The 23,786-nt window shown below is 63.8% G+C and carries 11 protein-coding genes; 1 reads left to right on the forward strand and 10 read right to left on the reverse strand.

Annotation, left to right across the window (positions count from 1 at the left end; genetic code table 11):
* Positions 1-7: 7 nt before the first annotated feature.
* The 9 genes from AB4N53_RS07845 to gspG all read right to left on the reverse strand — a co-directional run bounded on the left by AB4N53_RS07845 (position 8) and on the right by gspG (position 22,441).
* Positions 8-12,493, reverse strand: a complete 12,486-nt coding sequence (locus tag AB4N53_RS07845; RefSeq protein WP_460119581.1) for a filamentous haemagglutinin family protein — start codon at positions 12,491-12,493, stop codon at positions 8-10.
* Positions 12,494-12,685: 192 nt separating this feature from the next.
* Positions 12,686-13,792, reverse strand: a complete 1,107-nt coding sequence (locus AB4N53_RS07850) for a substrate-binding domain-containing protein (RefSeq protein WP_460119583.1) — start codon at positions 13,790-13,792, stop codon at positions 12,686-12,688.
* Between the two features lie 437 nt (positions 13,793-14,229).
* A complete protein-coding gene (gspF, locus tag AB4N53_RS07855) occupies positions 14,230-15,441 on the reverse strand; it encodes a type II secretion system inner membrane protein GspF (RefSeq protein WP_460119585.1) in 1,212 nt (403 codons plus the stop codon).
* Positions 15,441-16,847: a type II secretion system ATPase GspE gene (gspE, locus tag AB4N53_RS07860; RefSeq protein WP_460119587.1), complete on the reverse strand. Its 1,407-nt coding sequence runs from the start codon at positions 16,845-16,847 to the stop codon at positions 15,441-15,443. Before gspE ends, gspF begins: the two co-directional genes overlap by 1 nt.
* Before the next feature lie 145 nt (positions 16,848-16,992).
* The gene (gene gspD, locus AB4N53_RS07865; RefSeq protein WP_460119589.1) at positions 16,993-19,359 is read right to left on the reverse strand and encodes a type II secretion system secretin GspD; all 2,367 of its coding nucleotides are present in this window, start codon (positions 19,357-19,359) and stop codon (positions 16,993-16,995) included.
* The gene (gene gspM, locus AB4N53_RS07870; RefSeq protein ID WP_460119591.1) at positions 19,356-19,904 is read right to left on the reverse strand and encodes a type II secretion system protein GspM; all 549 of its coding nucleotides are present in this window, start codon (positions 19,902-19,904) and stop codon (positions 19,356-19,358) included. The genes gspD and gspM overlap by 4 nt, the downstream gene beginning before the upstream one ends.
* A complete protein-coding gene (gspL, locus tag AB4N53_RS07875) occupies positions 19,897-21,018 on the reverse strand; it encodes a type II secretion system protein GspL (protein WP_460119593.1) in 1,122 nt (373 codons plus the stop codon). Before gspL ends, gspM begins: the two co-directional genes overlap by 8 nt.
* Positions 21,015-21,935 carry a type II secretion system minor pseudopilin GspK gene (gene gspK / locus AB4N53_RS07880; RefSeq protein WP_460119595.1) on the reverse strand — a complete coding sequence of 307 codons (921 nt, stop codon included), beginning with the start codon at positions 21,933-21,935 and terminating at the stop codon, positions 21,015-21,017. Before gspK ends, gspL begins: the two co-directional genes overlap by 4 nt.
* A 47-nt stretch (positions 21,936-21,982) precedes the next feature.
* The gene (gene gspG / locus AB4N53_RS07885; RefSeq protein WP_123442313.1) at positions 21,983-22,441 is read right to left on the reverse strand and encodes a type II secretion system major pseudopilin GspG; all 459 of its coding nucleotides are present in this window, start codon (positions 22,439-22,441) and stop codon (positions 21,983-21,985) included.
* A 148-nt stretch (positions 22,442-22,589) separates the two neighbouring features.
* On the opposite strand from gspG, the gene gspI reads away from it, so the two are divergent.
* Positions 22,590-22,964 carry a type II secretion system minor pseudopilin GspI gene (gene gspI, locus AB4N53_RS07890; RefSeq protein ID WP_460119598.1) on the forward strand — a complete coding sequence of 125 codons (375 nt, stop codon included), beginning with the start codon at positions 22,590-22,592 and terminating at the stop codon, positions 22,962-22,964.
* Between the two features lie 145 nt (positions 22,965-23,109).
* Here the strand turns inward: gspI and AB4N53_RS07895 are convergent, their stop codons facing one another.
* Positions 23,110-23,469 carry a DUF6124 family protein gene (locus tag AB4N53_RS07895; protein ID WP_016774969.1) on the reverse strand — a complete coding sequence of 120 codons (360 nt, stop codon included), beginning with the start codon at positions 23,467-23,469 and terminating at the stop codon, positions 23,110-23,112.
* Between the last annotated feature and the right edge of the window lie 317 nt (positions 23,470-23,786).

A 23,786-nucleotide genomic window follows, 5' to 3' on the forward strand; every position in this document is an offset into this window, starting at 1 on the left:
GAGTTCTTTACAGCGTCAGCTGCCCACGCTCCTCCTCGGTCAGCTGCTGCTTCGCCTGTTCATCCAGCGCCCCGGCGCCCAGCACCTGCACCGGGCTGTCCGGGTTATAACCCGTCGCTGGCGCGCGACTGGCACCATCACGCGACGGCGCCAGTTGCTCGTTGCCGAAGCTAAGTACCTGCACGGTGAACACCGAGGCCTGATTCTGCCGCGCGGCGGCCTGTTGCTGACGGGCGACGTCTTCTGCCGCTTGGGTGGCTGAGGATGCTGCCGAGCTCGCCGAGGTAATTGCGCCGGTATTCACTGCCGAGACCACCGGCACGCCGGTTGCCTTGCCCTGCACCGAAATGTTCGCGGCGTTGACCACCGTCAGCGCGGCGATGTTGACGTTGCCTGACACGCGAATCCCCGCTTCGCCGGCATCGATGGTGCCTAATGGCGCGATCAGGTCGATGTTCCCCGGCGCCACTTCGGCGATTGGGTTGAGCGTGGCGATACCGGCGCCGGTGCTCGGCACCGACGGCGACAGCGTGACGTTGCCCCAGGTGTCGTACACGCGTTTTGGCGGTGTGTAGACCACGGTGGTTTTCGAGCCGCGACCGGCGTTGATATCGCCCTCGGCCGACCAGCCGAGAATCGAGCCACCGAACGTGGTCATGATCCGGCTCTGGCCGAGCAGAATGCTGCCTTGCGAGTACAGCTGAATGTCGCCCGAACCCTGAGTGATGATCCCCGCCGTGGATGGCGGCGCCGCGCCTTCGATGCCGAACACCTGACCACCGCCCGGCGTGAGCATCTGGATATCGCCGCCAAACAGCGTCTTGACCCCTGCTCCGCCGTACATCGTGATGTCGCCGTCGTAGCGAATCGGATTGCCGGCCACATCGGTCATCGGGAACAGCGCCGCAATGGCGTTGCGACCGCGCAGGTAACTGCCGGTGCGCGGGCCGTCGGCGTCGGTGTATTCCAGGCCACCGGCGCGCAGTTCGGCGAAGTACACCTGACGGGCGAAGATCGCCTGTGCGGTACTCGGCAGTGCGGCGAAGAACGCTTGCGCCTGTTCATCGCTACCCTTGAAGCCGTAACCCAAGCTCAGCCAGCTCTGCAGTTCTTCGACGTAGGTCTTGACCACTTTGCCCGGTTGCGCACTCAGGGCCACAGCTGAATCCGCTACGTTTTGCGCGTTCAGATAACGCGCGATGAACCGTGAGTAATCCGGCCCCTGCGCCCCCGCGCCTGCTTGCAGCACAACACTGGCGCCCGGTCGGTTATCGCCTGCGGCAACCGGCCCGAGGCTGGTCACACTGGCGCGGTCCTCCATGAGAATGTTGCGCCCGGCATTGATGTCCAGCAGGCCGGGACCGGCGATGTCAAAGCTGCTGTAAAGAATGTCCCGCCCCGCTGAGACACGTGACACATCCCGGGGATCGTTATGGATGAACAAATTACCGGTAGACGTCGCCGCATTGGCGCCGCTGCCAATGTCATCGGCCACGGTCGATGGCTGGCCGAGGAAAGTGCCGGAGGCGACAATGTCGCGCCCTGCCAGCATCCACACCGGGCCGGCGGCTTCGTACCAGGTCTGGTTCGACGGTGAAAAGCTCAGCGTCTCGCCACTGCGAACACCGACCAGATCACCACTCAAGGCATAGAAACGCGCCGGCGCCTGCACTGTGCTGGAGGAGGAATACGTGTCTGCACCGAAGGCAAACAGCGAGTAACGCAGATTTTTATTGGCCTGCGTGCCATCGCTGCTGTAGTTGCTCACAAGTGGCCTGCCGGAGGTACTGCTGGCAAAACCGTTGAAGGCTGGAGCAAACGGTGTAGCAATGGCCGACAAGCTCGCCCTGGACTGATTGATGGCATAGCCGCCGGCGTAGATCGAGTCACCGGCCAGCAGCTCCAGCTGCCCCCGGTTGGACGGCGCCAACAGCAGCGACCAGGCGAGCAACGGATAGGCGCTCGCCTGATTGTAGGCGGCGGACGGACCGGCATAGATCGAACCCTGTGCCGCGACTGCGCGCAGGATCGACGGATAGACAAAGCGGCCATCCGTCGGCGCCGTGTTGCTGCCGGTGACCAATTGGCCGTTGTAGAACTCGGCCATCTGGGTGCTCGGCGCGAGATTGCCGCCAGCGGAAAACAGCTCGATGGCGGTGTGATCGGTCCACAGCGAGAAACTGCTCAAGCCGCCGCCGGCATGCTCGACGCCGTCACGATCGGTGAACGGCGTGGAGTTCTGCAAGCGCACCCGACCTGGATCCGCCGCGCCGCCCAGCACCAGATCGCCGCGTGCGCTCAAACGCATCCCCGAATCGCCGGGGATCAGCGCCAGGCCTCCGCCGGCATTGCCAACTGTTGCCGTGAACGGATCGTAGGCGCGTACTTCGCGCGGGTCCTGCAGGGCGGCTGACGCGCCGTACTGCAAGTTGATGCCGCCCAGCGCGGCACTGTTCATCTCGGCCGCACCGCGCAGGTTGATCAATGCGCCTTGCAGGTCATGGCGCGGTACCGAAATGCCGTTCTGCCCTGCCCGAGCCTGCAACGATGGGTTGAGCGTACCGCCGATGCGAATGTCCATGTCGCCGCCGCCGGTCAGTTGCAGGCTGCCGTCGCTGGCGACTCGCCCGGTACTGCCCACCGCAACGATCAAGCCCTGACTGCGCGGATTGAACTGCGTGTCGCCGAGCGTCTTGAGCATGCCGGCATCGCCACCGGCGCGCAGGCTGATATTGCCGCCACCCAGCGTGCCAAATCCGGTGAAGCCCACCAGATAAGGCCCGGTATCGACACTTTGATCCGGCAGCGGTTGGGTCGCATAGCTGCCGAAGTTGATCCACCACGCGGTGGGCACGTCACCGTTGCCACTGCCCTGGCGCCACAGCCAGTTGCCCACCGAGACACTGGCGACCTGTTCGCGAAGGTCGGCTTGCGAGTTGACGGCGCGACGGCCAACGGTATCGCCGGAAAGCGAACCGCCGGCATGGACAGTGAGATTGCCGCCAAGCGTCGGATACCAGGCCTGGTACAGACTCTCGGCACCGCCATCCACCCACTTTTCATAGTCGGCGCCGCCGCTGCCCAATACGCTGCCGTTGTCGGTCAGGCGGCCGCGCGGCTGATTGAAACGCGGATCGACATCGCTGGCCTGGGTGCCGGCGGTGTACACACCAAACGGCGAGTCCATGCTCAGATTGCCGGCCGCCAGCAGATCGAGATCGCCAGTGCCGGTGCGCAGCACGCTGAACATCTGCGTGTGCGGAGAAACCGTGATGCCGCCCTTGTTTGGCGCGCAGGACGCAGGATCGGCGTCGCACCAGAACATCTCGTCATCGGTGACCGGTGTACCCGCCGGCATGCCGGCGATGTTGTCCGGGGCCCAGAGGAACTTGGCCGGTGCGATACAAGCACCCGGCAGGATATCGCACAGATACAGGTCGTCGGCGCTGACCACATCGCCCGCCGGGTAACCCATGGGGTTGCCCTCAGCCCAGACGGTATCGAGTTTTTTCTCGACCACTTTCAAACCGTAATGGGTGTCGGCCAGACGCAGATCGCCCTCGCGGGTCAACGGTTTCACCGTGCGGGTATCGGCCGCCGCCAGATCGGCGCCGGCCACCATACGCATCGACCACGAGGCACTGCCCGATGGCAACAGGCTCGCCACCGCCCAGTTGCTGCCCTGCTGGGTGGCGTTACTGTAACCACGCAGCTCGATAAACGCAGTGCCGTCAGCCAGGACCACGTCGGTCATCGACGGAATCAGTGAGCCGCGCAACAGCGCCAGTGCGCCGCTCAACTTGACGCCGACGGTGGTGTTGTCGGCACCCAGCGCGCCGGGCAGTGGCACACCTTTGGGCCAGAGCATCGCTTGCAGCGCCGCGGCGTTGCTCAAGCGAGTGCCGGCGCCCAGGCGGCTGCCGGCAGGCAGGCTGACGCTGTCGCGCAGCAAGGTGCCGGCGGCGTACAACAAATTGCCCGACGCATCGTGGATCGCACCCGCCAGCACAGTTCCGGCGCTGATTGTGTAAGCCTCGGCCAGCGTGCCGTCAGTGGGCAGCACTGTGCCGCTGGTTAACGTGCCGGCCTGAATCGGCAGGTCGTAGTTCAGTGTCGTGCCCGAGGGAAATTGCGTACCTTCGGCCAGGGTCACGCCGCTGCCGGGCACGATCAGGTCGCCGCCAAACGGCTGTACCCCCGGCAGCAGTTTCCAGCCGGCGTCATCAACCGTTTCCGGCGGCGGCGCGAAACCGTCGTTGAGACTGCCGTGGATATCGAGATTGCCACCGGCGCGCATGACCAGACTGCCGGATTCGCCGGAGCCGTAAGCCGCCGTCTTCTGCGTGTGCGGATTGAGGCTTGCATAGCGATAACGTGACAGGTCGATATCACCCTCAACCAGCAGGTCGCCATCGCTGCGGTTGCTGACGATCTCGACCCCCGGACGCAGATGGAACGCATCGGCATACGTGGAATTGTTCAGGCCGGCAAGTTTGCGTTGCAGCAGATCGGTGTTGGCCAGCGCGGCATCAACAAAACTTGTGCTGTCGACATCGATGCGATCGAACAGTGCCTGATCGATCACTTGATACGGCCGGCCACTGGCGGCCGGATCAACGCCGTCGCGGGCATGGCTGTAGCGGCGCACACCGTTGAGACCGATGGAGCGTGCGCCTTGCACGGTCAACGTACCGCTGGCGTCGATGGCGATGTCGTTGCTGCCCAGACGCGGCGCATTGAGCTCAAGCGTGCCGCGCGGCAGACCATCGTTCTGCCCTGGCAGATTGCCGACCGGCGCATCGGTGCCGTGGCGCAGATCGATGCGGGCACCGGAGGCGAGAATCAACGTGCCGTCACCGGCATTGAGTTCGACCATGGCGCGATTCGGTGCGTCGATGATCTTGCCGTAACTGTCGACCCGCAGCACCCGGCCGTGAGCATCGAGCAGCGCATTGCCGGCCACTGTCAGACCGTTTTTCGCCGACAGACGAATGTTGCCGACCCGCTCGCCACTGGCGTCAATCACGCCGGCCACGGTGAGGTTGCCATTGTCCACCGAGACATTGACCTCACCAGCCCTGAGTCCATCGCCAATCAGCAGATCACCTTGCTTGAGCTGGAAGCTGCGGCTGCCGAATACTTTCCCGGCGTTCAAGCGCTGGTTAAGCGCGGCGAATTGCTCGCTCAGCTCGCCGCCCAGGCTTTGCGCCCGGATATCCACGCCGCCGGCCCTGTACGGCACCAGCGTGCCGCCGGCGTCGTAATAGCCGCCGCTGGCGCCAAGGATCTCGCCTTGCAGGTCGACTACCCCGGCGTCGGCCGCCAGCGCCACTGCGCTGAGGCTGCCCGCCTGATGGTTCTGCGCCGAGAGATCGATTCGCGAGCCGGCGGCCTGGCGAATATTGCCGTTATGGCTGAACAACGCCACATCACCGCCCCAGCTGTATTTGTTGACATCGTTGAAGACCAACGTGCGACCGGCCAGATCCAGCCCTGCGTTGTGGGTCAGCGTCAGGTCGTCCTCTGCCTTGACTGTCAATTTGCCGCTGGCCAAAGCGATGCGCCCATCGATCACGACATTGCGCGCCGCGAGCGTCAGCTCGGCGCCCAGCGCATCGGCCGATGCCTGGCCGCCGCTACCGGTCAGGATCAGATCGTTACCGGCCCTGAAAGCGTTGACCGAAGCTGCTTCGCCCGTGAGCAAAGGCGTGCGCAGGGTCAGATTGCCGCCGCTGTAGGCGTAGCCGTTGACCGGGTCGTAGGCGCCCTGTTGCTGATACACCGCGAGGCTGCCCTTATGGTTGGCGGTGATGCGCTCGCTGGCGCTCAGGTTGACGTTGGCAAAACCCAGCGCGAGGCGATCGTTCTGATCCAGGCCGCTGGCTTGCGGGTTCGGGCCGTAACCGAATTCGATGCGCTGCGCCTGAATGTCCAGTGTGCCTGCCCCGGTGCCAGCGCCCATGCTGACGACACTGCCGGGGCGCTGCGGGGCGCCGTTCCAGGTGAGTCTGGCAGTACGGAGGGTGGCCACGTCAGCGGCCTGGCCCTGACCGTAAATGGCCGGCGTGGTCAGAATCAGATTCTGCAATCGGCTCTGACCGGTCTGCCGGTCCAGCGTATCGAGGGACAGACTGCCGAAGAAATTGAAAGCGTCGCGGGCGGTCAGGCTCAGGGTTTCCAGTGCGGGAGCACCGTACTGCGTGTCGCCCTGCAGCAGCCGGTCAAGCACGTTCTGGCTGAGGGTCAGCCCCGCCGGCACGCGCTCACCCGCTGCGGCCAGCGCTTGGGCACTGCCGGCATTCACATTGCCCACGGCCAGAGTCAGATGGCGGGTGCCGAAGCGTACCGACTCGCCGAGTTCGAACTGTTTGTCAGTGGCGGCGGTGATGCTACCGGCCGAGTACAGCACCGCCGGCACCTTGCACACCTGCGCAAGGCAAGTGCCGATGCGAATAGTGCCGGCCGCCGTGCTGTCGTTCACCTCCGGCGCAAGGACGTTGGTCCAGCCGTTGGATGCGAGCAACAGGCTCGCCGCGCCCGGCTGATAGATATAGCCGGCCGAAGAGTCGTACGACACCTCACCACGGCCGAGCGTGTTGATCCCGGCGCCGGCTTCCACCGTAATGCCACCGCGCGCTGTGTTGGTTCGCAAGACCACCTCGGGGGCCGACAGAATCGCCCCTTCGCGCAAGGTGATGGCCGACATGGCGCCCTCGAACGAGATGATATTGCCAGCCGTGGCGTACTGCACGGTTGGCTGTGCACCGAGGGTCAAGCGCCCGGCGTTGAGTCTGTTCAGAGTCTCGGCATACAACGACACGCCGCCGAAACCGGCGCTGCGCTGGTGTCCGGCACCCAGCACTTCAATCTCGTCCGCGCCGCCGCGTACCACCGCGCCGCCGGTCATGCCGCCTGCGGTCGGCTTGAACAGGACCTGGCCGTTGAAATCCACGGCACTGTCGCGCTCACTGCCCTGAAGCAATAGCAGGTTGAGCGTTTTGCCGTCCATCGGCGCCAGCGCTCGCGGCACGCCACGCCGCGCGGCGTCACTGCGCACAAAGTCGGTGAAGCTGGTTTCGTTGTACTGCGAATAGCGGCGCAGCACGTCGGCCGAAGTGATGATGAGCTGGCTGGCGATACTGTCGCGCACGCCAGTGTTGGCAATCGACATCTGCCCGGCACTGCTCCACGAGCCGTTGCGCATTTGCTGCGCGGCGCCCGTGAGACTTTGCGCAACCTGACCATTGACCTCGACCCGAAACGCGCCGGGCAGCAAGGCAAAGGTCGAAGGCAGCAGCGTGTAGGTGCCAGCCGCGAGCCCCGGCACGCCGGCGCCAATCGTCACCTGCTGGCCAATACGCGGATCGACCGCGCCAGCCTCCCCCAGCATTGGCGCGTAGGCGCTCTGGTTGCCCGGCACGATCGCATAGACCGGGTTACTGGCCAGCCCCGGCAGACTGAACGTGCCGTCGGCGGCATTGCGCACCAGTGGGTTGAAACGGGCATCGGTGGAACCGCCGCGTCCCGAGACAAACCCGGCGCCGCGCAGATCACCGCCACCGGACAGATCAATGACCGCGCCGTTCTGCACGTCGACATACTGCGATTTCAGCGTGATGCCTGCGGGCCCACCGGCGATTCCCTGCAACACCACCGATGCGCCGTCATAGCGATAGTCGATGCCATCGGTGGTGCCGCCATAAGGCATGAGCAGACCGGCGCCGCTGACCGATGTGACGCTGCCCGGCAGCAGGTTCAGCTCGCGGGTCTTGGTGAAAATATCATCGCCCAGGCTGATCGCGCCAAGTGGTGCGCGCAGCGTGCCGCCCTGCTCGATGTGGCCGGCGATCAGCGACAGGCTGCCAAACACCGAGTAAGGCAGCGCGACCGGTGCCGGCCCGTTCTGAGCGACGCGCAGGGTATGCACCGGGTCGTCAGTGCCGTCCTGATAGCCGACGCGCACTTCGGCGGTAACGCCGCTGGCGGGATAGATCTGCGCTGCCGTGAGATTCAAGTCGCCCGCCGTCCACAACTGCGTTTTGCCTTTGTCGGCCGGCGCGAGGAAACGCAGGTCGCCACGGCTGCCCAGCGTCACCTGTTCGAAGCCGCGTCGGCTGACCTCGCTGGCCGGCGTATTCAACTGCGCGATCGAGCCCTTGGCGCCGAAAGACAGGCTGTTAACCACATCGAGCAGATCGGCCGACGCTGTGAATTGCGCGGACGACAACGCCGGGGTCGGGCTGTTGAGCACTTGCGGACGAATCGAACCGGGGATGGAAAAATACGTGCCGATGCCGGACAGGCGAATGTACGGCGCCGTCAGATTGATACGTGAGGCGTCCGGCGAATTTTCTGCCAGCGACAACGCGCCGGCATACACATTCAGGCTCTGCTTCATGTGCAGATCGACATCGCCATCGAATGACAACAGGCCGTTGCTGAACAGACTCAGATTGTCGAAACCGCCGGACATCAAGCGGTCGGCGCTCAGACGTGCCTGGCCATAGTGCAAGCCGTCATCGGCAGCGCCTGGTTGCAAATCATTCGGCAGCAACGCGGCCTGCGCTTGTTGACCGATGATGATTTCACGCGGACGGCGCACCGTGTTCTGCGCTGCCGACAGCAGGTACAGCGGTGTATCCAGCGCAATTTCCAACTGCCCGCCTGCAGCTGTTGCACCGCCCGCAGCAGCCTGAAGCTGACCATCGATGTACAGGCCGTTGTAGGAACTCAAACTGATCCGGCCACCGTCGCTGGCGACTCGGGTCGGACCTTGCCCTACGACATCGATCACAGCCTCGGTGCCGCTCGCCTCCAGCCGCGCGCCCTCGCGCACGATGATGTAGGCATCCGCCGCCGTTGCCGTGGCCTGTTGCGCGTTGATCTCGCCGCCGATGACGATGCTGCCGCCCTTGTCGACCTTGCCGTAGGTACGCCCCAGTACATCGCTGGCCGTAGCCGATCGACCGGCAACATCGAGCACGGCGTGTTCACCGATCCAGATCGAGCGATCATGAGCCTGCGGGCCAAGGTTGTCGCCGAAGGTTGCCGGGTTGATCGCGGCAAACTGCTGTTGGCGAATGTCGATGGAGCCGCCCCAGGCATTCAGCTCGCCGTTGACAGTGATTTGCCCGCCGCCGCGCAGGTCGATGCGCTGGCCGGGGTCGACAGTGATCCGCGAGTGCTGGCCCAGCGTCAGGGTGCTGGTGGTCGGGTCGATCAACCCGATCCGGCTAGCGCCGGCCTGCAGAGCAAGACTGGCGCCCGCGCGCTGGGTCAGCACGCCCTTGAGCAGGTCCTGCTGGTACAAGTCCGGGGTCCACAATTGCAGTGTCGAGCGCGGATCGGCACCGCTGGCCTGGCTGACAGCCGCCTCGGCAAAGCGGTACACCGGCATCGTTACATCGATCGCCGCACCGTCGGCAAGGTCCAGCCCCTTCAGGCCGATGACGCTGTAAGCGGCGAAACCTTTGTTGAACAGATTCGAATTCAATTGCAGCGTGTGATCGGCCAGCGCCTGGTCGGTCTGGCCGATCAGCACTTTGCCGGCCTGAATCGTCAAGGTGCCGCCGCCCGTCACGCCATAACCACGAATGTCGCCGTCCAGACGCAGATGCGTGGCGCCCGGCGCGGTGATGGCGTTGGACTCCAGCGTCACATCCCCGCCCTTGCCGCCGCGTGTCTTGCCGTTGACCAACACCGCACCGCCGGAAGACGCGTCGAGCAGGCTGCCACTGCCGATCTCGATATCACCGCTGCTGCGAATCGCGACGCGGCCAGCGTTGACATAGGCCAGGCTGGCGCTGTCATCCGGGTTGGTACGCAGGTTGCTCCACAGCCCGCGGGTGTCGAGGCGCACGCCGTCGCCGAGCGAAACCTGCGTCGGCTTGCCCGCTTGCGCGCTGATCAGCGTGTCGGTGCGAGTGGTCGACAACAGTTGATTGAGCACGTTGCCCAGTTGCAGGCTGCCGCCGCGTGCGCTCAGGTCGGCGTTGACCTCCACATCCGGCGCGTACAGGGTGATGTCGCCACCGGCATCCACGCTGAGTGCATCGTTGACCTCGATGCGGTCTCTCGCAGCAATTTTCACTGCCCCCGGACGCCAACCGTCGAGCTGCGCGGTGTCGAGATACAACTTGCCCTGGCGCGCCTCGGTAACCGCCCCGGCAAGTCCGGTATCACCGGCATCGACCGGGCGCTCGCCGCCGAGTTGCACCTGATCCAGCAACGGGTTGAGGCTGTACAACAAGCCCCCGGCCGACGCGATATACGCCGGGTCATAACTGCCAACGATCAATTGTCCACGCCGGGCCAGCGCAGTCTGGCTCTGCGCGTAGCCATCGATGACCGCACGCGGCGCCTGGGTCTGGCGCTCACCCTGATAGACCTCACCGAGCATCTGCCCCTCAAGCACGGCATTACCGGTGGCAATCACCAACTGACCGGCATCGCGGCCCACGGTGTAGCCGGATTCCCGACGACTGCGCGGCGCGATCAACGGGCTGTAGTAATAGTGGCTTTGGCCCCAGCGTGCGCTGCTGTCCTCGTAGCCTTTGTACAACCCGGTGTAGAGCAGGTCTCCCGGTGCGCGGGACACCTCGTACAACTTGCCGTCCGCGCCGCGCAGCCAGCTCTGGCGAATCTCGCCGCTTTGCACATCGAGCGTGCCGCCCGACAGATTGATCAGCGAACCTTTCTCGGTGACCACATCATTGCCAGCGAAGCTCAGCGTGCCGCCCTGCGCCATCCACTCGCCGATGCCATGACCCTGGGTGCCGAGGTAGCCGCCTACCTCGAGCAGTCCGCCCGCCGTGTACCAGCGATCCGTGGCATAACCATTGGTGCCGGCCGGCACATGCACCAGTTCACGCACGTCGACCCAGATATCGTTACTGTTGAGCGCACCTTTTTCGCGATTGACCGACGCATCACGCTGCTCGTTGCCTTGCACGTTGATCTTGATGCTGTTGTTTTCCATCGCGACTTTCACGCCAATGGCCCCCGACACATCGATCATCGCGCCGTCGCGCACCACGCTGCGACGCCCCGCCGTCACCGCGACCTGTCCACCGGTCGCGAGGGTGATCGAACCCTGCTGGAACTCGACGCTGCCGCCACTCTGAATGTCGATGCGCGACTGATCGCTGCGGATTCTGTTGTTGGCGTTGACCCCGGCCAGCGCTGCCTGATGCTGGCTGTCAAGCGCCGTCAGGTCACTGTTGTCGAGCAGAATGGCCGTGGCACTGCCCTGCCCCAGCGTGACACTGCCGGTGCTGTCACTTGCCGGGTTGAGCAAATGCACAGTGCCGCGCGTGGCCACCGAAGTGCTCGCCAGCGCCACGCCGTTTTGCTGCACGTCATGCCCGGTCAGGGTGATGTCGCCGGTTGCTGCCTGAATCAAGCCCTGGTTACTGACTTTGCCGGCGGCGGAATCGGCGTTGAAGCCAGGAACCACCTCGTTACCGAACGTCGTGGAAAAACCGTTGCCCTCGGTACCCGAGCCTTTGCGGATATAAAAACGATCGCCTGCGCCAAGCAGGGTCTGGCCTTTGACGGTGCTGATGCTGCCGTCGTTCTGCACTTCGCTGCCGAGCAGCAAGGCATAGCCGCCGGCATCGGTGGACTTGCCGGGCTTGTGGGTTTCTATCGTGGCGCCGCGCTCCACCAGTACCTTGCCGACGGCGTCGGTGAAGGTCGGTTGACTGGCGCTGCTGTCGACATACAGCCCACGCTCGCGGAATTGAATGTCGGTGATATTGGCAGCGGCGGCGACCAGATTGCGGACGTTGACCTGGCTGCTGCCGCTGAAGACGATGCCGTTGCGGTTGATCAGCATCACCGTGCCGTCGCCCTTGATCTGGCCCTGAATCTGACTCGGCCGCGCCGTTGGATCGTTGACCCGGTTCAGAACCGCCCAATTCGCCTGCTGGGCAAATTCGACGGTGGTGTTACGGCCGACGTTGAAGGTTTCCCAATTGAGAATCGCCTTGTCCGCCGTCTGCTCGATACGCACCTGGGTCTTGCCATCAGCCTGGGTCTGCTGCGGGCCTTTGGCGTTCTGCCAACCCTGCGTCAGGCTATTGTCGACCTTCAGACCGCCTTCGCCCAGACCGTCCGGGACGAACTGCACCGAGCCCAACGCAGTCGCCCGACCGGCCGCCTGCGCAGCCTGTTGTGCGGCGATCGCAGCCACCGTGTTGTTCAACGTCTGAATCGAGCGTTGCAACTGCTGACTGGCTTTCTGCTGCTGCGCCAGCGGCGGCGCCATGCCCGGCAACCCGCCCGCATTCGGTCGCGCCGCTGCGCTTTGCTGGGCGGCACCCTTGGCGGCAAACCAGCCCGAGCTGAATGCCGTTTGTGCGTGCGCGCTGCCAGCCACCAGACACAACGCCACAGCCTGCGCCAGCGGCTTGAGCAGCCACAGCGCCGGGTCAGCGGTTTCTCGTTGGGACGAGGGGGCGTTGTTACGACGACGGGACGGGCGAGCAAGCATCACGACAAGATCCTTTTCTGATAGGCCGCAGATCGGCAACAACCTGCTGTCAGGACGTAGGCGGTTGTCGCCGGCCACGACCGAACAGATGTCACACAAACTTCATGAATGAGGAGTAACGGCGCCCCACGGCAAAAAAAATGGCAGCCCGAAAACGGGCTGCCATTCGTGTTGCCGGGTGAAACCGCAGGCTTATGGGCGGCCGATGGCGTTGCACACGCTGGCGTTGTTGATGTCCAGCTTGTTGCCCGAAGTGTTGCTGACGAAGTTGGCGGTAATTGCGTTCTTCCAGTTGGTTGGCACGATGCTGAAGCCGTGCGCGAGGGTTGCGGCGGCGTTGCCCGGCACGCTGTAGTGGGTGGTCAGGAACGCTTTGACGTCAGCGGCCACAGTCGCATCCTTGTAGCACTGACCCAGGATCAGGTTGGTGTAGGCGGAGATCGGGTAACCGCTGGCCGGGTTGGCGACCACCGGAGCCCACTGCTCAGGTTTGGTCGGATCAGTCGGCAGCGCGGCGGTCGACAGCGCCGCCGTTACGTTGGCCTGAGTTGGCTGCACGCCGTTGACGCGAGCAACCACCGCGTTGTTGGCGGCGGCAACACCGTCCGGACCGACGTAACCGAGCGAACCGTCAACCAGGTTTACGGTTGGCGCCACGTTGGCGGTATCGGCAACGCCTACCCAGTTCGAAGGCAATGCAGAACCGGCTGGCAGGCGCGCATTGGTGAACGTCGAGTTGATGGCGAACTTGGTTGGGCAGATCGACGCCAGGTGACGGCTGAAGATTTCCGTGGTGCCGCTGGAAGTGCTGCGATAAACGATGCGGATCGGCGTGGTGTCAGCGGTGCCGAGCAATTGACCCCAAGTGGTCTTGGTCCCGGAGAACGCGTCGCACAGTTGAGCGCTGGTCAGGTTCAAAGCGGTCTGACCGGACTTTTTGTATGGCACGGCAACCGAAGTGGCTACCGATGGCAGCTGGATCAGCGGGCCGTACGCAGTGCCGAAGTTGGTGGTGTAAGCGGTCAGCTCAGCGGTGCTCAGTACCGAATCGCTACCGGCGAAGTGCACGGTGCCGGTGGTGTTGAACAGTGCCGAGTTGTTGGTCAGGAAAGCGGTCTTGCCAGTACCGCTACCAGTGCCCAGGTAGCTGAAGTTGGCTGGCAAAATGCTGTTGGCAGAGCCCTTGTACAGAGCGGCAGGCAGGGTCGCGCCACCACCGGTTACGTTAGCGGCCATGGCCTGGGCGGAAGCCAGAGCGGCGACGGTCAGTGAGGCGGCGATCAGAGTGCGCTTGAACATGAAGAATCTCCTTTTCAACTTGGTTTGGAACACAGGTTTCGGAAGGCTTGCATGACACCGGAGGGTCCACCGTGGTGGAGCCGCAGGGAGAAATTCGCAGCTTCCGGTGACAGATAAAGGAAAAAACCTCGGGAGCTGCGGGGGGATTTTTGTGCGGATTTCTCGGGTGTTTGCGGGGTGTCGCGGCATGTCTGGATCGCGGGTTTGGCTGAATCGGGCTGGAGCCGTTGGCGGGTGGTTGCAGATGACAGAATGGAGAACCCGAGGATGGCGGGATCGGGACTCGGGTGAGGGTCAGGCCGGTGCAAAATATTTGAGTTTTGTGTTGTCGCGACTGGCGCTTTCGCGAGCAGGCTCGCTCCCACAGTTGAAATGCGTTTCCCCTGGGGGAGCGAGCCTGCTCGCGAAGAGGCCAGCCCGGCCAACATCAAAAGCGGCTACTGCACCAACTGATTGATCTCAATAATCGGCAACAACACCGCCATCACAATCACCAGCACCACCCCGCCCATCACCACAATCATCAGCGGTTCGAGCAAGGCGGTCATGCCCATCGCCCGTCGCTCAATGTCCCGGGAAAGCGTCTGTGCCGCGCGCTCGAGCATCGGTGGCAGTGAGCCGGTTTTCTCGCCGCTGGCGATCAGGTGGATCAGCACCGGCGGGAAAACATTTTCCACCCGCAGCGCGGCGGCGAGATTGACGCCTTCGCGCACCTTCGCCGTGGCCTCGCTGACGCTCAGGCTCAAGCGGTCGTTGGACAGCGTCTGCCGCGCCGCTTCCAGCGCACGCAACAACGGCACGCCGGCGCCGCCGAGGATCGCCAGCGTGGAGGCGAATCGCGCGGTGTTCAAACCCAGGATAAAACGCCCGAACAGCGGCAATTTCAGCACCCGGTGATGCCAGCTCAAGCGCGCCGCCGGATTGCGCAAATACAGCCGCCAACTCCAGAACGCCCCGGCCATAACCGTCGCGCACAACCAACCCCACGCGCGAATGAAATCACTGGCGGTGAGCATCGCCAGCGTCAGCCCCGGCAAATCCTGCCGCGCTTGAGAGAACGCGCTGACCACCTGCGGCACCACGTAGCTGAGCAGGAAAATCACAATGCCGATCGACACCAGACCGACCACGCCCGGATAGATGAACGCGGTAAGAATCTTGCCGCGCAGGTTGTTGCGCTCCTCGATGTAATCGGCCAGCCGTTCCATCACCTGCGCCAGATCGCCGGACTCTTCGCCAGCGGCAATCAGCGCGCGGTAAATCTCGGGAAAATCCCGTGGCCGCGACGCCAGCGATTCCGCCAGACGCATGCCGCTGCGCACATCGGCGCGCACGGCGCTGAGAGTCTGGGCGATGTGCTTTTTCTCGGCCTGCTCGACCGTCGCACTCAGCGCTGCTTCCAGCGGCAGACTGGCGCCGAGCAGGCTCGCCAGTTGCCGTGTGGCCCAGGCAAGGTCATTGTCGGAGAGTTTGGCGCTGAACAAACCGCCGCCACCGTGTCGGGCGACGTTGCTTTCCTCGTGCACCGACAGCGCAGTCAGTCCACGTCCGCGCAAGGCACTGAACGCTGCGCTCTGGCTGTCCGCCTCAAGGTGCCCGGACTCGATTTTTCCCGTGGCATCCGCCGCTTCAAAGCGATAGCGATTCATCAGGCGTCCCGTGTCACGCGAAGGATTTCTTCCGGCGCGGTGGAACCGCTGCGAATCCAGCGTTCACCGTCCTCGCGCAGGCTGAACATGCCCGCTTTCGACGCCGCCGCGCGCAAGGCCTGCTCCCCTGCCCCTTGGTGAATCAGCGTGCGGATGTCGTCGTCGATGCAGAACAATTCGTGGATACCGGTGCGGCCGCTGTAACCGGTGTGGTTGCACGCCGCGCAGCCGACCGGGCGCCAAGTGCCGGGCGTGGCCGGGTCTTCCTGTTTGCACTGATTGCACAGGCGCCGCACCAGGCGCTGCGCGAGGACGCCGAGCATGGACGACGCGAGCAGGAACGGCTCAACGCCCATGTCGATCAGGCGATTGACCGCCGACACCGCGTCGTTGGTGTGCAGCGTCGCCAGCACCAAGTGCCCGGTGAGCGAGGCCTGCACAGCGATTTGCGCAGTCTCGAGATCGCGGATCTCGCCGATCATGATGATGTCCGGGTCCTGGCGCAGAATCGCCCGCAGCGCGAGGGCAAAGGTCATGTCGATCTTGGCGTTGACCTGAATCTGGCTGATCCCCGGCAAATCGTATTCCACCGGATCTTCCACGGTGAGGATGTTGCTGGTACTCGCATCCAGCCGCGCCAGCGCCGCGTAGAGACTGGTGGTCTTGCCGCTGCCGGTCGGCCCGGTGACCAGCACGATGCCGTGGGGCTGGCGGATCAGATGATCGAGCTTGGCCAGCACCTGCGCATCCATGCCCAAGGTTTCCAGATGCAGGCGCCCGGCCTGTTTGTCGAGCAAGCGCATCACCACGCGCTCGCCATGGCCGGTCGGCACCGTCGACACACGAATATCGATCGGCCGCCCCGCTACGCGCAAAGCGATGCGACCGTCCTGGGGCAGGCGTTTTTCGGCGATGTCGAGCTGGGCCATGATCTTGATCCGCGACACCAGCGCACCGTGCAATGCCTTGCGCGGCGAGACTACATCGCGCAGGGTGCCGTCGACGCGGTAGCGCACCACCGAATGGGTCTCGAACGGCTCGATATGAATGTCGCTGGCCTCGTCGCGCGCGGCCTGAGTGAGCAAGGCGTTGATCATGCGGATCACCGGCGCGCCGTCCTGGGTGTCGAGCAGGTCGGTGATTTCCGGCATGTCCTGCATCAGCCGATCGAGATCGACTTCGTTTTCCGCAGCACCCACCACCGCCGCCGCACTGCCGGTGTCGGCGTAGGCGCTGGCGAGCAAACCGTCGAGCTCGTCATCACGCACCCGCTCCACCTGTGTCGCACCAAACTGCCGACGCACTTCGCTGATCGACCAGCCGGGCGTTGACGGGCACACCGTCAACACATCATCGCGGAGCAAAATGCGCTGCGCCTTGGCCCAGGCATATGGCAACCGACTCAAGACAAACACCTCCCTGTAGGAGCTGCCGAAGGCTGCGATCTTTTGATCTCTGGCGGTTTGAGTCCGTCGAAGAGCAAGATCAACAGATCGCAGCCTTCGGCAGCTCCTACAGGTCCGATTTCCAGATCAAGGGGCGATGGCGGCGTCATTGGATGGGCACCGCTTTGATCGTGGCGCGCGGCCCCGAGGGTAAAACCGCCGGCACGCCTTGCGCCGCCGCTGGCAACTGCGGCGCCTGCATGTCCGGCATCGCCCAGCTGCGTTCCGGTTGCAAGCCGCCCTGGGCGCGGCGCATGAAGTCATAGCGGTTGAGCGTGATGCTGCGCCCAGCTTCGCTGTCGCGGATGATGTACGGGCGCAGGAACACCATCAGGTTGGTCTTGGTGATCGCCCGGCGTTCGTTGCGAAACAGCGCGCCGATGCCCGGAATCGTCGACAGCCATGGCACCGCGTCATTGCTCTGGCTGTAGCCGTCCTGGAGCAAACCACCGAGGACCATGATCTGCCCGTCATCGAGCAGAATGCTGGTGTCGATCGCACGCTTGTTGGTGACGATGCCCGCCGAGGTCACGCTGTTGGATGCACGCTCGTCGATGCTGCTGACCTCCTGATAGATATCCAGCTTCACCGTGCCGCCCTCGGAAATCTGCGGGCGCACATTGAGCTTGAGGCCGACCTCTTCGCGGGTCACGGTCTGGAACGGGTTGTTGCTGGTACCCCCGCCGCCGGTGACGTAGCTGCCGCTGACAAACGGGATGGTCTGGCCGACAAAAATGCTCGCCGCCTCGTTGTCCAGGGTCAGCAGATTTGGTGTCGACAGCACGTTGGTGCCGCCCTTGCTCTTCAACGCCCGGGCCAGCACTTTCAGGTCGAGAATCTTGCCGATGCCGGGAATGTCGACCGTGCCGTTGACATAGCCAAGGTTCAAGCCCTGCGGCAGTACGTCGATGCTGTTCTTCGCTCCCGTGTTGAGACCCGCGCCACCCAGATTGGCGCCACCGATCACGCCCTTGCCGCCGAGGTTACCGGTCTGCCATTGCACACCGAATTCGCTGGCATCGTCCTCGCCGACCTCAACGATCAAGCTCTCGATCACCACTTGCGCACGGCGCTGATCCAGCAAATCGATAACCTCACGCAAGTTGCGATACAGCGGTTCCGGTGCGGAAATCAGCAGCGTGTTGGTGGTGGCATCGGCCTGAATCGTCACCCCGCCAGCGCTGAAAGCGACGTTCTGCTCGCTGCTCTGCGTACCGCCACTACTGCTGCTGCCGCCGCCACTGCCCTGGGCATAACTGCCGCCGGTTGCGCCGCTGCCAGTCGTCGTTGAAGTGCCAGTGCTCGGCGTACTGCTCTGGCCGTTCTGCCCGGCATTGCCGCCGGTGCTGCTGCCCATCGCGCTGAGCACCGATCGCGCCGCATCGCTGCTGCCACTGTCGCTCTCGCCGGTGAGCAAACCGCGCAACGCCTGCGCGAGTTTCGCCGCTTGCGCATTGCGCAGATAAACCACATGCAGATTGCTCGGATTGCTCTGCGCGTTGTCGAGTTTGTAGATCAGGTTGCGCGCCAGCTCGGTACGCTCGGGGCTGCCGGCGCGGATGATGATGGTGTTGGAACGCGGGTCGCCAATCACGGCGATTTTCTGCGTCGGATCGTTGCCCGGCGCGTCGAGCAAGTCGGCCACCATCGGCGCGATATCGGCGGCGATGCCGTTCTGGATCTGCACCACATCGGTGTCGATCGCGCTCGGCGAGTCGATGCTCTCGATCAACTGCGCGACGCGGGTGAGGTTCTCGGCGTAATCGGTGATGACTACAGTGTTGTTGCCGGGATAGGCGTTGATCGGATTGTTTGGCGAGACGATCGGGCGCAGCACCGGGATCAGGTTCACCGCGTTCTCGTATTGCAGGCGAAACGTGCGCGTGAGCATGCCGTTGCCGGCCGGTTTGTCGGCGCTGTAGATTGGCCCGCCGAGCAACTTCGCGTCGGCCTCGGGAACCACCTGCGCCACGCCGCCGACATCGACCACGCTGAAGCCTTGCATGCGCAACGCCGCGAGCAGCATGTCGTAAGCCTGACGGGCCGGCACCTGACCTTCCGAGACAAGGGTCAGATTGCCCTTGACCCGTGGATCGACGAGAAACTGTTGCCCGGTGGCCCGCGACAGCGCACGCACCACCGCCTGAATATCCGCCTCGACGAAATTCAGCGTCACCGGTTGCTCGCCCAACGGATTGCGCGGGGTCGCATTGCTCGGCGCCGCGCCAGCACTGCGCCCACGCTGGCTGATGTTGTGCAACTGCTTGGGCACCGGCCGCGCCTGAGCCTGCGCCCGTTCGCGATCCGCCACCGCATCGCCGCTGCGCTGGGTGTTGGCCAGCGGCCGCCCGAGTTCGCTGTCGACCAACAGCGGCGGCTGATTCTGCGGCGCCGTGGTGCTGTTGCACGCGCTCAATGCCATCAGCAACAACGGCAGCGCCAGACGTGCCGGTTTGCAGCGTGACTCCTTCATGAAGCTTCCTTAGCGCCCTGCGCCTGATCCATGCGAACGGTGCCTGACAATGTGCCGGCAGTGACTGCGGTCGAGGTTTCGTTTGCGCGTTGCAACTGCGCCTCGACCACCTGCAGAGAAAGTTGTAATGGCTGGCTGAGCAGCCAGTCGAGCAGCGCATCGGCCGGCGCGGCGTCGACATTCAACTGCCACGCGCCGCCCTCCGCTGCTTGTAATTGGTAATGCCCGGCCAGCCCCGCCGCTTGCAGACTTTGCTCCAGCGACTGGCCAACGCTTTGCCCCTGCGGACGCACATTGACGCTGCGCAACAGCACTTCCAGCGCCTCGGTTTGCGCGCGCAACTTGGGTGTTTCGCTCTGCCAAAAAGTGATCCTGGCCAACGGCGGCTTGACCAGCGTCAGCCAGATCAGCAGACCGACAAGCACCAGCGCCATGCCGGCGACCATGCGTTTTTCACGCAACGCCAACGGCTGCCAACGCGCCTGCAACTGGCTGCGCAAGCGCTGCCAGCGTCCACGGTAAATCGCCAGCGTCGCCCTACTCATTGTCTGCTCCGCTGTCGTCGTCTTCGTTGGTGTTTGCGCTGGGCTCATCGCTCGGGCGCAAAGTCCAGCCTGCGTCATCGGCAGTGATGCTGATGCCGGCCTGGGCCAAGGTGCTTTGCCAGTCCTTGTCGTTGCCGCCACGATTTGCATCGCTGAGCAAGGCCAGCTGCAAGGCGCCGTCGCGGTAACTCAGGCGCTCGACGCTGCCGGCCATGAACGGCATGCCCGTGCCGGCCTGCAACACCAGCCGATTGAAGTTCTGCGCCGGGTCATCGACCGCGCCTTTTTGCCGCTGCTCCAGTTGCTGACGCGCCTGTTGCAGCGGGTTGAGAATTACCGGCAATTCAGGAAATGCCTGCTTCACCCGCTGGCTCATCTGCGCCTTGAGCTGCTGGCCCTGCCGCGCCTCGCGAGCGGCGTAGAGATTCAGGCCGACCACCCAGACTGCCACGGCCAATGCCACACACCCGACAGCGCGACCCCAGCCACGTTGCTCGCCGCCGGTTTGCTGCAGGCCGCCGTGCAAACCCCAACCGGGCAAGGGACCGATCCAGCGTTGCGTCGAGTCAGCTGCGAACGATGCCTCATCAACTTCGTCACCGAGCAACGGCTCAACCTGCGCGTTATTCAGACTCTCGCGCCGGAGCCAATGACCGTCCGCCACACAAGCAACACCCCCCGGCAGCACCGGCAGGCTATACGGCGCCGGATACAAACCGCGCAGCGTCAACCCCGCCTGCTTGAGCACCGCAGCCAGACGCTGCAAGTGCTGCCTCGCCACCCAGGCGATTTGCACCTGCCCACTCGCATCACGAGGGCTGTGGCCGATATGCATTTGGCTGCTATCACCGAGCATCAACGCCTGCGCCGCGCACTGCACAGCGGCCGCGGTTTTGTTAGCGGGCAGCGGCGGTAGATCAATGCTGGCGAGCAGGCTGTCGGCCGGATGCAGAAAGCACAGCAGCGGTGGTTGCTTCGGCCGTTGCCCCAACTGACTCAAAGTAAGCCGCTCCTCACGACTGACCTGCCCCTGACGATCCAGCCAGACGCAGCTCACTTCGCTGTGCAACTCCAGCTCCGCCAGCGGCGGCAACGCGACGCGCAACTGGCTCATGCGCCCACCCGCGACCAGATCACCTGCGGCAGCCGATCCTCGCTGCGGTGCAGCAAAGCGTCGAGGCTGACCCGCCGCTGATCACGCCGCGCCTCACCGCGCAAACGAAACCAGTCGCTGGTGATGCCGACCTTGACGCTGCTCATTTCCAACTGCGGCATGCGCAAACGGTTCACAAAATCGCCGCGATTGATAAACCAGCGCCCGGCGTCACGCTCGGCAATCAACGCCGTCGCCCGCTCCAGCGAAAGCCCCGGCACATACGCCGCCAGCACCTGCGCCGTGGCGGTGTTGCCGTTGATCCACGTCGTCGCCGGAATCACCGTCACGTACGGCGCCAGTTGGCCGATCAGCGCATCCGTCATCCCTTCCACACCGCGCAGATCATCGAGTGTGCGCAGCATCGGCACCTTCGGCGGTTGCGGTTTGTGATCGGCATCCGGCGAAGTGGTGCGGCCACTGTCGAAACCGGCTTTGCCAGTCGCACCAATCTGCGCATTCAGCAGATGCGGATAACCGGCAATCACCCGTTGGCGGATGCGCTGGCCGACAACGGCGCTCACACCGATCAACTCGCACAAACGCTCGAATGCCTGCACCTGCGCCTCATCGATGCGCTCGTTAGCGACCAGATTGCGCAGGTTGAACTTGCCCTGCTCGTCCTCCAGCCGCCCGGCAAAACCCGCCGCCAGCAACGGCTGCGCCCAAGGCTGATCACGCCGGGTCAACGGATCACGCAGCCGCGCATCCCACAGCAACTGCCGGCTGATCTCAAGACCACCCTGCGCGACCCACCGCCCCTGCACCCGCTGCTGATCGGCCTCCAGCGCACGGGTCGCCACGCTCTGGCGCGTCAACATCCCCGCCGCAATTACCGCCACCACGGCGGCGATCAACAACGCGCTGATAATCGCCATGCCCCGTTGCTTCGCCCCGTTGAGCGAACCTGTATTCACGGCCGGCCTTACAACTGCCAGGAACCGATATCGGCATTCACGCCATCGCCGTCAGGCTGGCCATCGGCGCCGAGGGAAAAGATATCGACCTCACCATTCGCACCCGGGTTGAGGTACTGATAAGGCCGGCCCCACGGGTCATTCGGCAAACGCTCCAGGTACGAACGCCAGTTGCTGTTCTTCGCATCCGCCGGCCGCTCGACCAGCACCTTCAACCCCTGATTCATGCTCGGATACGTGCCGTGATCGAGGCGATACAACTTCAACGCCTGCATCAACCCACCAATATCCTGCTTCGCCGCCGTCGCCCGCGCCTGATCCGGCCGGTCGAGCACCTTGGGCACCACCATCGCCGCCAGAATCCCCAGAATCACCACCACCACCATGATCTCGATCAAGGTAAAACCCTGCTGGCTACGCGGTGTGCGCGGCGACTGACTGAGCGTGTTCAAAGGTGCGATATCCATCTCGACATTCCCTGGCTTGATCCGAATTCGACGCGCAGTGTTGCAAGAAGATATGTCAGGGATGTTGAAAATCCTCGGGTGTTTCCGTCGTCAAGCCGTCAAGGACGGGGGTTAGCGTCGAGGGCTGGGTTTTGCTTTTGGGCCATGTATGCGTGCGCGAACGCGAGAGGAAGGATTCACCCTGATTGAAGTGCTGGTGGCACTGGCGATCATCGCCGTCGCCATGTCCGCCGCCGTGCGCGTCGCGGGGTTGATGACGCAGAGCAGTGGGGTTTTAAGGGATCGGTCGGTGGCAATGATTGCCGCGCAGAGCCGGATGGCTGAGCTACGCCTGGAAGGCCGGTTGCCGAATGGAATGAAGGCTGTTGAATGTGATCAAGGACGGCTTATGTTGCGCTGCGAACAGGTGATCGCCAGCACAGAGAATGGGCGACTGCTCAAGGTTGGAATCCAAGTATTTGACCGCAACCAGGATGCGCCGCCATTGGCCAGGTTGGAAACCTTACTGACCCGCCCACCGTAGGAGCTGCCGAAGGCTCGGGCCGCGATCGGACGATCTTTGGATCCTCCCTCCCGCAACCAACATAAATCCCCCTGTGGGAGCGAGCCTGCTCGCGAAGGCGCCAGCCCAAACAACAAATCAACCCGCTGGCGCCCCGCACATCACATCACCCCGCCACTTCCAAATTATCCATCACCCGATTCACCGCCAGCTCCCCCAGCATGATCAGTTGAGCAACCCCCAACAACGCCCGCCGCTGCGGCGCCGGCAACAAACTGGAAATGTCCTGAGCAATCGTCTTCGCCGAAGCGAGCGTTTCACTCGCATCAGCCAGCAGCTCTTCATTCTTGGTATCCGCCGTCACCGCATACATCCCACGCGCCTTACGCGGCGGAGGCAGGAGATTGTTGGGAGAAAGGTAATGATCGAGCGCGCGATCAGCGGCTTCGTGGAGCTTGTTTGAATCGAGGGATTCGTAGGGAGACGTGGGGTCGGTTTCGGGCGGATTGGGCGTTGGTTTGATCATGGTGAAGCTCCATTTTTATACCTGGTGGAACCACCAAAACCTGTCGCTAAACAAGTAAGGGTGGCAGCTGTGCGCGGGTTAGCGAACCGAGAGGTATAAGACCCGGCAGACCCGAAGGTCTCCCACGCACAGCCACCATAGCGTCATCGCAAACGCGACAAACTGGAGCGTCGTTGAACTTATACCTGGTCGGGTCGCTAAACCCGGTCGCTGGATTGCCAGCGACCCACAGACGATATAGACCAGGTACGAAGCCCACAAGCCGGCGGATTCTGGCGTAGCTGTAGGCAAAGGCGCAAGGATATGTAGCCTGGGAG

The organism is Pseudomonas sp. H3_E04 (assembly GCF_054668915.1).

Coding starts and splice junctions, on each gene's coding strand:
- AB4N53_RS07845 (WP_460119581.1), bottom strand. CDS start 12,493: ATGCTTGCTCGCCCGTCCCGTCGTCGTAACAACGCCCCCTCGTCCCAA.
- AB4N53_RS07850 (WP_460119583.1), bottom strand. CDS start 13,792: ATGTTCAAGCGCACTCTGATCGCCGCCTCACTGACCGTCGCCGCTCTG.
- gspF (WP_460119585.1), bottom strand. CDS start 15,441: ATGAATCGCTATCGCTTTGAAGCGGCGGATGCCACGGGAAAAATCGAG.
- gspD (WP_460119589.1), bottom strand. CDS start 19,359: ATGAAGGAGTCACGCTGCAAACCGGCACGTCTGGCGCTGCCGTTGTTG.
- gspM (WP_460119591.1), bottom strand. CDS start 19,904: ATGAGTAGGGCGACGCTGGCGATTTACCGTGGACGCTGGCAGCGCTTG.
- gspL (WP_460119593.1), bottom strand. CDS start 21,018: ATGAGCCAGTTGCGCGTCGCGTTGCCGCCGCTGGCGGAGCTGGAGTTG.
- gspK (WP_460119595.1), bottom strand. CDS start 21,935: ATGGCGATTATCAGCGCGTTGTTGATCGCCGCCGTGGTGGCGGTAATT.
- gspG (WP_123442313.1), bottom strand. CDS start 22,441: ATGGATATCGCACCTTTGAACACGCTCAGTCAGTCGCCGCGCACACCG.
- gspI (WP_460119598.1), top strand. CDS start 22,590: ATGCGTGCGCGAACGCGAGAGGAAGGATTCACCCTGATTGAAGTGCTG.
- AB4N53_RS07895 (WP_016774969.1), bottom strand. CDS start 23,469: ATGATCAAACCAACGCCCAATCCGCCCGAAACCGACCCCACGTCTCCC.